Here is a 12,667-nt window from a genome sequence, read left to right as displayed (position 1 = left end):
GGAAACAGATTTTCAAGGAGGATATATATAGATGTTTGCTAGGGATATTGGAATTGATCTTGGTACTGCAAATGTACTGATTCATGTCAAAGGAAAAGGAATTGTGTTAAATGAACCATCTGTGGTAGCTCTTGACAAAAACAGCGGGAAAGTTTTGGCTGTTGGAGAAGAGGCTAGACGTATGGTTGGACGTACGCCTGGGAATATTGTTGCGATTCGTCCATTAAAAGACGGCGTAATCGCTGATTTTGAAGTAACTGAAGCGATGCTCAAGCATTTTATTAACAAATTAAATGTGAAAGGGCTGTTCTCTAAGCCGCGTATGCTCATCTGCTGCCCGACAAATATTACATCTGTTGAGCAGAAGGCGATCAAAGAAGCTGCTGAAAAAAGTGGTGGTAAGCATGTATTTCTTGAAGAAGAGCCAAAAGTAGCAGCGATTGGTGCTGGTATGGATATTTTTCAGCCAAGTGGAAACATGGTCGTAGATATTGGAGGCGGAACGACAGATATCGCTGTCATCTCAATGGGTGACATTGTAACCGCCTCTTCTATTAAAATGGCTGGAGACAAATTTGATCTGGAAATTCTAAACTACATTAAAAAAGAGTACAAGCTGTTGATCGGTGAGCGCACGGCTGAGGATATTAAGATCCAAGTTGCAACGGTATTCCCAGACGCACGTCACGAAGAGATTTCGATTCGTGGACGAGACATGGTGACAGGATTACCAAGAACGATTACCGTCACAAGCAAAGAAGTAGAAGAAGCATTGCGTGAATCTGTATCTGCGATTGTTCAGGCTGCGAAACAAGTTCTTGAAAGAACACCGCCTGAATTATCAGCTGATATTATCGATCGCGGCGTCATCATTACAGGTGGCGGAGCTCTTCTAAACGGGCTTGATCAATTGCTTGCAGAAGAGCTGAAAGTACCAGTTTTCGTTGCTGAAAATCCAATGGACTGTGTAGCAGTTGGTACGGGCGTGATGCTTGATAATATGGACAAGCTGCCGAAGCGTAAACTCAGCTAATGATTTCCCTCATTCTTTTTAGAAAGAATGGGGGATTTTTATTAAAGAACCCTGCTAATCAGCCGATATATTTCATAGAAGATTGTGTTTAGGTCGTGTGAAAGAATTTGAATGAGGTGAGCACGTGTTAAAAGGACTATACACCGCAACATCTGCCATGATCGCTCAAGAGCGGCGGACAGAAATGCTTTCAAATAATATCGCAAATGCGAATACCCCAGGCTATAAAGCGGATGAAGGGGCAATGCGTGCATTTCCAGAAATGCTGCTGAGCCGAATGGAATCAGGACGTTTCCAAACATCTTCAGGCAAAGGCTTTAGTGTTCCACTGCAATCGCCGATTGGTGGAATCAATACTGGGACATATATGCAGGAATTAATCCCTCAATTTACACAGGGAACTTTAAAAACAACAGATCAAACAACAGATGTAGCACTAGTTGAAAATAATGTGCCGATCAATCCGGAGACCAATCAGAAATCAGCGCTATTTTATGCGGTCAACACACCAGAAGGCGTTCGTTATACGAAAAGTAGCTCCATTACATTGAACGCACAAAATCAGCTGACGATTAATGGACGCGCCCTTCTTTCCGTGACAGGTCAGCCGATTACGGTTCAGAGTGAGAATTTCAAAGTGAATGCAGATGGTACTGTGTCTGAAAATGGCCAAAATCTTGGTCAAATCGATGTACGTGTTGCGATGGATACAAGAAACCTAGCGCGTGAAGGAAATGATTTATACCGTACAGCTGATAACCAGCCACTGCCAAGTGCAGTCAATAACGGTCAAATGTCCTATACGTTAAGCCAAGGCGTATCGGAGCTGTCGAACGTGGATGTGACGAAATCATATACAGATATGACAACGGCCTACCGAGCATTTGAAACAAATCAAAAAGTGGTTCAGGCGTATGATAAAAGCTTAGAAAAAGCAGTGAATGAAATTGGCAGAGTGTACTAATCAAGAAATGAAAAAGAAAGGAGGATAATTATGCTTAGAACGATGATAAACGCAGCTGTATCAATGAATGAAGTGCAAAAGCAGCTTGACATCATCAGCAACAACATCGCGAACAGTGAAACAACAGGGTACCGTGCGAAAAATACCCGTTTCTCAGAGCTGATCAGACAGCAGTTTAATCAGGTAGATGAAAAAAATGAGCAGGTGGCAAACAGTCGTCTGACACCTGCTGGGTTAAGGCTTGGAACGGGGACAATGGTCAATGCGTCCATTAACTCGCTGCAAGGCTCGATTAAAGAAACAGGACGTGATCTTGATGTTGCCTTCGGAGCGCCGTCGCAGTATTTGCAGGTCAACGCCGGCGGTAATATCCGTTATACAAGAGATGGCTCACTCTACTTGCAGCCGGGCAATAACCGTAACCAAGTGCAGCTTGTCACGAGCGAAGGCTATCCGATTCTTGATGAAAACGGGAATGCAATCGTCTTAAATGCGAATTTCCGTGATATTTCAATCGATAAAAATGGACGGCTTACGGCGATTTCAAGAGATAATCAACCGAATCAGCAAGTGAATCTAGGCGTTGTACAAGTCAATAATTCGTCAGCACTTGTCTCTGAAGGAGATAATTTGTTCTCGGTCGACGGAACCTATCAAGGCGCATTAACTGCACTAAATGGAGCAAACCGAGAGGCGATTCAGCTTCAGCAAGGTGCACTGGAAACGTCAAATGTGGACATGTCGAAAGAATTAACAGACCTCATGACAACACAGCGTTCCTATCAGATGAATTCAAGAACGATTACGATGGGCGATCAAATGCTGGGATTAATTAATACAATTCGATAATCAGCAGGCTGGTATCAGCCTCTCATGATAAAAAAGGCGGCTCGCTCAAAGTCGCCCTTTTTTTTATAAAAATCTGAGACATCAGCAAGCAGATCCTCAAGATCAATCCAGGCTTCTTTTCGTTCAAGACATGTGACGAGAGTGGCGATCTGCTCATCTGCCTTTGGCGTTTGGCTGTAGAGAAGAGATAAGATTTGAAACTTCATTCTTAATATATCAAACTGGGAAGCAACGGCTTCTTTCAGTCCTTTTTGAATATATTTCATCCCTTCATCGGTTAAATTTTCTTTAAAACAGGAACGCACAGTTTCGTATAGGCACGATACATAGGAGTGTGCTGACTTTCGGTATGCTGGAAGACGAAGCGCTTTTTTGAAGTATTCCAGCGCTTCCTTATGACGGTTTTGTCTTGACTGAATAAAGCCAGCATCATAATAAACGATACCGAGCAGCTCTTGATCATCAATTTTTTTCACATAATCAATAATTTCAATGAAAATATCTTCCGCTTCCTTATATTTTTTTTGGTCGCTATAGTTAAGAGCGAGCACAATTTTACACCGATAGATGCTATGGATATCTCCGTGCTTTGCAAAAATATCCATGGCTTTTTGAATATGACGAATCGATAACAACGAGTAACGGTTGTTATAATAAACACCGCTTGTACGGAAATGGAACTCTGCTTCCTCCAGCTCATCGTTAAGTAATGGCAGTCGTTCCTCTGCCTGTTCGAGATAATGAATCGCATCATTTTGATCACTTTTTAAAGATTCATATAATCCGAGAAAGAAATAAAAATAATATTGCAGTTCTTCGTTCATATCATCTTTGTGGGGCAGCAGTTCATGTTTGAGTTTTTCTAAGTCCTCTGTCTGATTCATCCAGAGCTGATGACGGAAAAGCATCAGCTGATAATGGAAATAGAGTTCCTGTTTTTTTGATAATTTGCGTTTATATTTTAGCAGTGTTTTTTTGATTTCTTCAGCCTTCGAAAAATGTCGATGCTTTAGCATTGTATACCAGGAATGGAGAAGTTTTTTTATGGATTTATCGCTCATAAAATTCATTTTTACCCTCTTATTCAATCAATGATGTAATATATATTACCATATTTGTGAAAAAACAATGAGTGTAGTGTGGATTATATTTGATGACAATTGGTAATGATAGATTCTATTTTTTACCATAAAGTGGAGTGGACGTTGAAAAATACCAGCAAACATAATATACTTCTATAGGAATCAAATCAAGATCATCGATATAGAAAAAAGGAGAGATCAAGATATGCTTGATGCTCAGCAAATTCAAGACATTATTCCACACCGTTACCCATTCTTATTGGTCGACCGTATTTTAGAGGTTGATGGTGACAAAAGAGCGGTTGGAATCAAAAATGTAACAGTAAATGAAGAATTTTTTAACGGTCATTTCCCAGGATATCCAGTCATGCCGGGTGTGCTTATCGTAGAAGCGCTTGCTCAGGTTTTTGGGGTCATCATTTTAGGTAAAGAAGAGAACCAAGGGAGAATTGGTTTGTTTGCAGGAATTGACGGCTGCCGTTTCAAAAGACAGGTCAAGCCTGGCGATCAGCTTCGTTTAGAGGTTGAAGTGACGCGTCTTCGCGGTCCAGTTGCCAAAGGAAAAGCAGTAGCCACAGTAGATGGCGAAGTGGCATGTGAAGCAGAACTCACATTTTCTATCGGTCCTAAAGTATCATGATTTGCCTGGCGGTTCATCAAGGATGAATCGCTTTTTATATGGAAACAACCAGTCTGAACGGATAAGGACTTGCATTTTTGACAAAAAAACGTCATATTAGACAAAAAAAGATGAAGGTGATAAAGGATGCTGAAAGAATTTAGAGAGTTTGCTGTCAAGGGCAATGTCATTGACTTGGCTGTAGGTGTCATCATTGGGGGAGCATTTGGCAAAATTGTCACTTCTCTTGTGAATGATTTAATTATGCCGCTTGTCGGTATTATTATTGGAGGGCATGATTTTAGCGGTTTATCCATTAAAATCGGAGCTGCTCAAATTTTATATGGGAACTTTATTCAAACAGTGGTTGATTTCTTAATTATCTCGTTTTCCATTTTTATCTTTATTCGTTATTTGAATAAGTTAAAACGGAAAAAGGTTGAGGAAGAAGAGGTTGTGGAAACGCCGGATCAAACGGAAGTTTTGCTAACTGAAATCAGAGATTTATTGAAAAATCAAAGCCAGTCTAAAGATGTGCAATAGAAAAAGAGCGGCTGATCCCGCTCTTTTTTATGTGTTTTGTTTAAAAGCATCCAGTAGTTTTTCTCCTGACAACCCCTCTTTGACGAGGTCTTTTAATACTTCTTCAGTTTCTGTTCTGTAACGATTTGTAATCATTTTACCATCGAGTAACACAGAAATGTTTTCTTCTAAGGCAACGATGTTTTTGACTTGGACAGATAGATGAACAGGGCGGTTGTTTTCTTTAGTGATCGTTACAAGAATCTTCACTTCTGTGTGCTGCTGAAAGAGTACCTCAAACACCTGTCTATGTTTCTTTGGAATGAGTGCCTCGATCATCCAGTGATTTTCACCGTCTTCTTTATTAATGATTAAACCGTCACGAAGGGGAATACTGGACATTTTATCTTGCTGTGGATCAAGTTCAATTTTTAAATCAATCAGCCTAAAGGTTTTCATATTTATCACCTCACAAGCGTTCGTTATTCGTAAGTATTATTATAGCATACAACATCTGTATAAATGAAACCGCTGCCTGCTTAGAACTAGCTGCACATGAGTGAAAGGAGATGTTTTATGGAGTCCTATCAATTAAGAAACATTCATATTGGCGACGACAAGGCAAAGAGTGATATACGTGTTTATTCGTGGGGAGACATTCTTTCATTTTGTGATGTGTATATGGAAGAAGGAGAGTCACTCACGTTTCAATATGTCACCGAGGATCAAATGGACTGTTTTGAGTTTCAGCTGTCGGTTCATGATGGCCGGCTTTGTTTTTATTGGTTTGCGTGGGACGGATCTGATTATATTCACATGCCTTCTAGTAATTGGATTCATTCAGATATTTTTTATCAATTTATGAAAAATAAGTATTTCATCAAACAAAACAAGATGATGTTTTATACGCAAGCGGTAAAAAACAGAAATGAATGAGGATATAGAGAATTTGAAGGCCTATTTTGCTATTTTCCTGTTTTGTCACATACGGCCTTTCTCCGTAGACTAGGGGTAGCTGAAAGGAAAGGAGGCAAGTCACGAATCAAAAGGTAACGTCTATCATCTGACAGCCCCCCTCTAGCTAAAGCTGATAGATGCTGCCTTGTTCATATGAACACTGCGTAATATAGAACCAATGCTTCTTTGTATAGGTCATGTGTCCCCTTGTGAATCCCCTTTGTGTGTATCCGGTCATATTTGCGTGGCCGGATACCCTTTTATTCACTGTTTAACCGATCAGCTCTTGCAAATAGTGGATACTCATTTCATAATGATGATGGATTTTGTTAACGGTATGTCGGTTGAAAATAAAGACATAAAGGAGAGAACGATGACAAACATTCAATTAATCGCAACGGATTTAGATGGAACTTTATTGAACAGTGAACACAAAGTGAGTCAGGAAAACGAGCAGGCATTAAAGGAAGCAGCTGCGAATGGAATTCAGGTTGTCGTGTCAACAGGGAGAGCGTATTTTGATGTAAGGTCTATTTTTGACCAGCTTGGTATGAATACATGGGTGATTAGTGCCAATGGAGCTGTAATTCATGATCCAACTGGACAAGTGTACCATTCAGCTGCTTTACAAGAAGAAAAGGCTAAACACATACTGTCATGGCTTGAAGAACGTGATTATTATTATGAAGTCTTTACAAACGAAGCCATTTTCACGCCAAATCGCGGCAGAGAGCTTCTTGCGATTGAAATGGACCGTTTAAAAAGTGCCAATCCAGAAACGGATCAAAATGTCTTAAAACAAGCGGCAGAAGTTCAATACAGCCAGTCGGGTTTTTCTTATATTGATACATATAAAGAATTGTTTCGTGAGGATCGAAAGCTTTCATTTTACAATATCTTAGGTTTTTCTTTTTTTCAAGACAGATTGAAAGCCGGATGGGATATGTTTGGTGATGATTCAGATGTAACATTGGTCAGTTCGGCTGATCATAACTTTGAAATTGGTTCAAAATACGCGTCTAAAGGGCAGGCTTTAACAAGGCTGGCAGAAAGACTAGGTATTCCTTTAAGCCGGGCAGCGGCTGTAGGAGACAGTTTAAATGATGAATCAATGCTTCGAGCTGCTGGTGTTGGGGTTGCGATGGGGAATGCGAGACAGGATATAAAAGAAATCGCTGATCACGTGACGTTATCAAATGATGAACACGGTGTCGCGCATATGATCCGGCACCTTTTGAAATAGATGAATCAGATGTCGTGGTATAAATCACATAGGATGAAGCGCATTCTACAAAAGAGGAATTCAGAACCACTTCTATTTACACATGATGTGGAACATCATATAATTTAATTATGAATATAACCCGCTTGTAAGGAAAATAAGGAGAGTAAACGAATGGCGCTGGAATCTTATAAGTCCGAAAATCTGCATTTAATCAAGGAAGCCTTGGACTATACTCAGGTTGGCCTGACGGTGACGGACCCGTCTTTACCTGATAATCCTTTAATATATGTGAACAAGGGCTTTTTAGATATGACAGGCTATCAAGAAACTGAAGTATTGGGGAGGAATTGTCGTTTCCTTCAGGGAGATGAAACTGAACAAATCGCTCTCAAGCAAATTAGAACAGCCATTGAGAACAAAGAGGCTGTTACTGTTCAGCTGAAAAATTATAAAAAATCTGGACAAATGTTTTGGAACGAGTTAAGTGTCGCTCCTCTTTGGATTGACGAAAAGGAAGGAAAACGTCTTTATTTTGTTGGTCTGCAAAAGGATGTCACGAAAGAGAAGGAACAGCAGGAGCTTCTTGAGCAATCAATTGATGAAGTGCTGAATATTTCTGTTCCAATCGTTCCGGTGAAAGATGGTATCTCTGTGTTACCGATCATTGGTACGTTAACAGCGCCAAGATTTGATAAGATCATTTCAACGGTCTCCACCTATATCTCTCAATCCAAGGATGATTATTTTATTGTCGATCTGTCTGGGTTATTAGAAGTGGATTCATTTGTGGCAGATGCGATCTTTAAGCTGAACGATTTGATTTTAATGACGGGTACTGAACTCATTGTGACAGGAATTAAACCGAATCTTGCAATGAAGATGGGAGAAATGAGAGAGGACTTCCGTGAATTAAATACGTATATGAATGTGAAATCTGCATTGAAAAAACTGAACATTTAGCTTACGTTTATATCAAATAAAAAAGAGGACTTTTCATGAAGCTTGAGAAAAGTCCTCTTTTTGCTGTGATTAAGATGATTGAGCGGCGGCACTTAAGGTAAATAAGTCTTCTAGTTCGTTTGTCGATAGCTCTGTAATCCAGCTTTCGCTTTGGATAATTTGATCATTTAATGTTTGTTTTGTTTCGAGCATTTGATCGATTTTTTCCTCGATTGTGCCCGTTGTGATCATCTTATGGACGTGAACAAATCGTTTTTGTCCAATCCGATAAGCTCGGTCTGTCGCTTGGTTTTCCACAGCAGGATTCCACCATCTATCGTAGTGAATGACATGGTTTGCGGCGGTTAGGTTGAGTCCTGTACCTCCTGCTTTTAAAGAGAGAATTAAGATGTTGAATTCTTTCTTCTGGAAGCGGTCCACCATTTTGTCCCGCTCCTGTTTTGAGAGACTGCCATTTAAAAATTGGACTGGTTCTCCAAACATCTTTTCTGCCAGCTGCTTGATCATGTTACCCATTTCAATATACTGCGTAAAGATGAGGCAGCTTTCTCCTTGCTCATGTATCGCTTTTAACAACTCTGCGAGTTTATCCATTTTTAACGAACGTTTCAGCAGTTTCACATCTGTTCCACTCTCTTTTAAATAGAGCGCAGGGTGATCGCAAATTTGTTTGAGTCTGCCAAGCATACTTAAAATAATGGCTTTTCGCTGCATCCCTGTTAATGATGCCATATGTTCAAAGGTATCCTTCACGAGCTGTTCATATAAAGACGCCTGCTCAGCAGATAGCGGTATGAATTCTTTTTCTTCGAGTTTCTCAGGCAAGTTCAGGGCAACCTCTTCATCTTGTTTTGTTCGTCTTAATAAAAATGGTTTGATCAGCTGCTGCAGCTGTTCAATTCTTTTTTCTTCACGGTCTTTTTCAATCGGAAGGACGAACTTTTTATGGAAGCTGGTCAGGCTACCGAGGTATCCTTTGTTGACGAAGTCGAATATGGACCAAAGCTCTGTCAAACGGTTTTCCATTGGTGTCCCGCTGAGGGCTATGTGATGCTGTCCTTTGAGCTGTCTAATCGCTCTCGATTGTTTCGTATGGGCGTTCTTGATGTTTTGGGCTTCGTCTAAGCAAATGGTATTCCACTTTGCTGCCGTTAATTCATCACGATCAGAATGTGAGAGTCCATAAGACGTCAGAACAATATCTGTTGACTCGTATGCTTTTGTGAAGTCCTCTCCCTGTGGACGCGATGGGCCATAATGCAGGGCAACCTTCAAATGTGGTGCGAACGTTTCGAGCTCTCGCTGCCAGTTTCCTAAAACAGAAGTCGGCGCAATGATGAGAGATGGAGCGGCATTTTGCTCCTGCTCCTTCAAATACGTGAAATACGCGATCATTTGAATCGTTTTTCCAAGTCCCATATCATCTGCTAAACAAGCCCCAAATCCATGAGATCTTAAAAATAACAGCCAATTCACGCCATGCTGCTGATACGGACGCAGTGTGCCTTTGAAGGAATCACTCATTTCGTAAGAAGGCAGCTCGTGCGAATCATTTAATTGGTGGACAAGCCCTCTTAATTGCGATGAAAGTTCAAATTGAATATGGGCAAATGCTGAACTGTCTAGTAGTTCTGGAATCGATTCAGAGGAAGCTTCTTGATCTGCCAGTTCGCGTGATAAAATATCAGACATGTGAAGTCCTTCATTTTCGGCACGCTCCATCCACTTTTTCATTTGCTGGATGAAGGTCGGGTCTATTTTGATCCATTGTCCTCGAATGTTGACAAGACGTCGTTTGCTTTGGACAAGTTCGTTGAACTCATCTTCTGTCAGCTCAATGCCGTTTGTAGCAAAGCGCCAATTAAAGTCCATTAATGCGTCCATTCCGACATGCGATTCGCCTCGCGGTGTAGAAGAAATCCTTGCTTTTAACATCATCGTGCTGTCTTTGACAATTTGCCACCACGATGGGAGCAGAATCTCAATGCCCATATTGACAAGTGTTTCACTTGCTTCAGATAGGAAGAGCCACGCTTCTTCTTCTGACATAAGTGTGGTGCCAGATGTGAAAGAAAGCCAAGGGACGATTTGACTGAATCGTTCCAGCTCTCTTGAAATTTTATCTTGATACGGATGCCAAGACCTTTTCAATGAACGAATGCCTTCAAAAAAGTGAAGGTCGCTGTTTTTCTTATCACGCAAAAATAATTCGATTTTCCAATCATCTCCGTCAAAATCTGGCTCGTTTAAGCGCAAGCCGACAGTGAACGGCGTTTCGTCATCAATCCAGCCAATCGTCTCCAGGAAATCCTGCTCATCTAGAAAATGTCCTTGGAAGGATGAGAGCGCAGGCGATTGTGCGGTCATGCGGTTCCATTTGTGCTGCAAGGCATCATCATATTGAATGTAATCCTGTACAGCAAAGGAGAACCAATCAGCCGTATAACCATCTAATAGGCCTTCTTTGTCTTTAAACCGAAGTTCGCCTTTTGTCCACGCCTCATAATCGGGAACGAAATCTTCGTCCTCGATGAATTCGTAAATGGTGGAGGCTGTTTTCATCAGTGGTTCCGTTTCATCCGTTAATGTCACATGACTAAACGTATTAAATGAATTTTTTCCCAGCAACTCAACGGTCATCCAAGGGCTTAACAGAAAGGCAGGTGTGCCAATAAAGCTGACATCTTCTAAGAATGTTCCGTAGAAAGAAGATTCGTGCCATTGGAAAAGCTGCCTCTTCATTTCATTAAGCGGAACAGGGTGTCCGTCCTCTGCTTGCGCTGAAATGGTGAAAGAGAAATCTTCTGTTTGTTCTGCATGAATGACAATTTGTTTATGGCGTGTCATCAATCAATTTTCCTTTCTTCATTTCCTCTTGGAACGCACGCAGCCGTTTTGTTGAATCTTGCAGCTGCTTTACATACCTTTCCCAGATCGCGGTTTTTTTCGTTTTATGATAAAGCGTGCGCAGTTTCTTCAGCATTTTCACAGACTCTCGATAAGCACTTCGATTCTTTTGATCGAGAAGCAATGAGATTTCGCGGTGGTACGATGGAATGAGGGCTTCCGGCTCCTCTTTTGCAATCTGCTTGATCAAATCCTTCTCCAGTTCACTAATGGAGAAACCAACAAGGCTGTGAATCTCAATCCATTCCGCATAACGCTGCTGTGCATACAAGAGCTGACTGTATTCTGTAAACGCATAGGGCATACAGATTTGTAGGTAGCGTTCATATAAATGATGATCCTTCGTCTGCTTAAAGTATGCATCTAAATAAAAGAAGAAATCACTGACGGCTCCCCGCAGTTCTCTATAGGAAAGGTCGAGCTGGCAATATTCCTCTAATATATAGGTGATTTCATGATACCAGAGCTTGAGCCGCTTCCAGTCCTTTCGGTTTGTGAGATCCTTTAGCCAATTGAGCACATTTGGCAGCATATCCGCATTGAGCAGCTGTAATTGCTGAAAGAGGCTTTCGTCTTCTTTCAGTAAATAATCCATGTGCATCAGGCCGATGGTACGTTCAACCGTTTGTTCTTTCTTCTGGGCGTTCTTTAGTAATTCTGTTTCTTTTTTGACCCATTTCCCTCTATTTAATATGGTGCCCCAAATCTCCATAAAGACCGCTACTCGTTCATGCTGGAAAGGTCCACTGATTTGAAGAAGTGTGCGAACGGCAGTTGGTGTGTTTTCAAGAAACGGATCGAGGGAAAAGGAAAGGGCGTATGTCTTCAAATGATCCACTGAATCAAAAATGGTGTTCATGAGCTGTTCTACATAGGGATTCATGGAATAAAAGTCTTTTTCGGCATCAAGTCGGCCGAGGTCGACGAGTTCATGAAGCCTAAGCCATACATCAATAGACGTATGAATCGCATACAAGCTCTTGAATTCAGGTGAAGCAGGTGCGTGTTTTTTTAGGATCGATAAATAGCCGTAATATAAATGCTGTGGCGTTTGCTGGTGCTTCGGTGTCCGTTTAAGCCAGAGGTTAAATTCCTCTTGGAAAAAAGTCAGCCAGCTTTGGAGTGATTGTTCGTCTGGGCGCTTCACTTGGAAGTGCTGGCGAATCAGTTCTTTGCTGCGCTGTAATTCATCTTTTTCTGACCAATTTTCTGTAAATCCGGTCACACTCTCTACTTGAGCGTATAGCGAAAAGAAGACAGCAAGAATGTGTTTACAAAGTCCATCTGCTGGACATGAGCAGCTGCTTCTCACAGGAAACAGCACATGAAGGTGGACCTTTGCTGCCACGACGTCATGTACATAAGCTGACCATTCGGTATCAGACTCTTGCTTGAGCCGATATACGCTGTCCTGTCTATAAGTAATCAATGCTTTTTTGATGAGTTGTTTGTTTTCATCTGTTGCAGGAAGAAGTTCTTTGATCTGTTCGGCTGTTTGTTTGATTTCTTCTTCGTTGATGTTGTGCTGAAGCATTTGATCCGCTCCTAA

Annotated in this window: 12 protein-coding genes; 8 read left to right on the top strand and 4 right to left on the bottom strand. The window is 41.1% G+C overall.

Features of this window, described 5'->3' with window-relative positions:
• Positions 1-31: 31 nt before the first annotated feature.
• From mbl to AWT60_RS00310, 3 genes are all read left to right on the top strand, one after another.
• Positions 32-1,033, top strand: coding sequence for a cell shape-determining protein Mbl (mbl, locus tag AWT60_RS00320; protein ID WP_007497573.1), 1,002 nt, complete (start codon positions 32-34; stop codon positions 1,031-1,033).
• A 124-nt stretch (positions 1,034-1,157) separates the two neighbouring features.
• Positions 1,158-1,997: a flagellar hook-basal body protein gene (locus AWT60_RS00315; protein WP_061110178.1), complete on the top strand. Its 840-nt coding sequence runs from the start codon at positions 1,158-1,160 to the stop codon at positions 1,995-1,997.
• A 30-nt stretch (positions 1,998-2,027) separates the two neighbouring features.
• On the top strand, positions 2,028-2,846 hold the full coding sequence (locus tag AWT60_RS00310; RefSeq protein WP_034281197.1) for a flagellar hook-basal body protein: 819 nt from the start codon (positions 2,028-2,030) through the stop codon (positions 2,844-2,846).
• A 14-nt stretch (positions 2,847-2,860) separates the two neighbouring features.
• Here the strand turns inward: AWT60_RS00310 and AWT60_RS00305 are convergent, their stop codons facing one another.
• Positions 2,861-3,916, bottom strand: a complete 1,056-nt coding sequence (locus AWT60_RS00305) for a tetratricopeptide repeat protein (protein ID WP_076840226.1) — start codon at positions 3,914-3,916, stop codon at positions 2,861-2,863.
• A gap of 217 nt (positions 3,917-4,133) precedes the next feature.
• Here AWT60_RS00305 and fabZ point away from each other — a divergent pair, with 217 nt between their 5' ends.
• Entirely contained in the window at positions 4,134-4,568 is a 435-nt protein-coding gene (gene fabZ, locus AWT60_RS00300) for a 3-hydroxyacyl-ACP dehydratase FabZ (RefSeq protein WP_075621595.1), read from the top strand.
• A 126-nt stretch (positions 4,569-4,694) separates the two neighbouring features.
• The gene (gene mscL / locus AWT60_RS00295; RefSeq protein WP_024423693.1) at positions 4,695-5,090 is read left to right on the top strand and encodes a large conductance mechanosensitive channel protein MscL; all 396 of its coding nucleotides are present in this window, start codon (positions 4,695-4,697) and stop codon (positions 5,088-5,090) included.
• A gap of 27 nt (positions 5,091-5,117) precedes the next feature.
• Here the strand turns inward: mscL and AWT60_RS00290 are convergent, their stop codons facing one another.
• Positions 5,118-5,528, bottom strand: coding sequence for a YwpF-like family protein (locus tag AWT60_RS00290; RefSeq protein WP_024423692.1), 411 nt, complete (start codon positions 5,526-5,528; stop codon positions 5,118-5,120).
• 117 nt (positions 5,529-5,645) lie between these two features.
• Here AWT60_RS00290 and AWT60_RS00285 point away from each other — a divergent pair, with 117 nt between their 5' ends.
• The 3 genes from AWT60_RS00285 to ytvA all read left to right on the top strand — a co-directional run bounded on the left by AWT60_RS00285 (position 5,646) and on the right by ytvA (position 8,211).
• A complete protein-coding gene (locus AWT60_RS00285; RefSeq protein WP_056765590.1) occupies positions 5,646-6,005 on the top strand; it encodes a hypothetical protein in 360 nt (119 codons plus the stop codon).
• A gap of 403 nt (positions 6,006-6,408) precedes the next feature.
• Positions 6,409-7,269 carry a Cof-type HAD-IIB family hydrolase gene (locus tag AWT60_RS00280; protein ID WP_218676811.1) on the top strand — a complete coding sequence of 287 codons (861 nt, stop codon included), beginning with the start codon at positions 6,409-6,411 and terminating at the stop codon, positions 7,267-7,269.
• 153 nt (positions 7,270-7,422) lie between these two features.
• Positions 7,423-8,211, top strand: a complete 789-nt coding sequence (ytvA, locus tag AWT60_RS00275; protein WP_029706346.1) for a YtvA family blue-light photoreceptor — start codon at positions 7,423-7,425, stop codon at positions 8,209-8,211.
• 69 nt (positions 8,212-8,280) lie between these two features.
• Here the strand turns inward: ytvA and AWT60_RS00270 are convergent, their stop codons facing one another.
• Positions 8,281-11,058 carry a DEAD/DEAH box helicase gene (locus AWT60_RS00270; protein WP_041108117.1) on the bottom strand — a complete coding sequence of 926 codons (2,778 nt, stop codon included), beginning with the start codon at positions 11,056-11,058 and terminating at the stop codon, positions 8,281-8,283.
• Entirely contained in the window at positions 11,045-12,652 is a 1,608-nt protein-coding gene (locus AWT60_RS00265; RefSeq protein ID WP_041108115.1) for an SWIM zinc finger family protein, read from the bottom strand. The genes AWT60_RS00270 and AWT60_RS00265 overlap by 14 nt, the downstream gene beginning before the upstream one ends.
• Between the last annotated feature and the right edge of the window lie 15 nt (positions 12,653-12,667).

This window comes from Bacillus sp. F2HM (genome assembly GCF_019266135.1).
Lineage (GTDB): Bacteria > Bacillota > Bacilli > Bacillales > Bacillaceae > Bacillus > Bacillus safensis.
The sequence above is the reverse complement of the archived record's forward strand: the minus strand, read 5'-3'. Positions and strand labels throughout refer to the sequence as shown.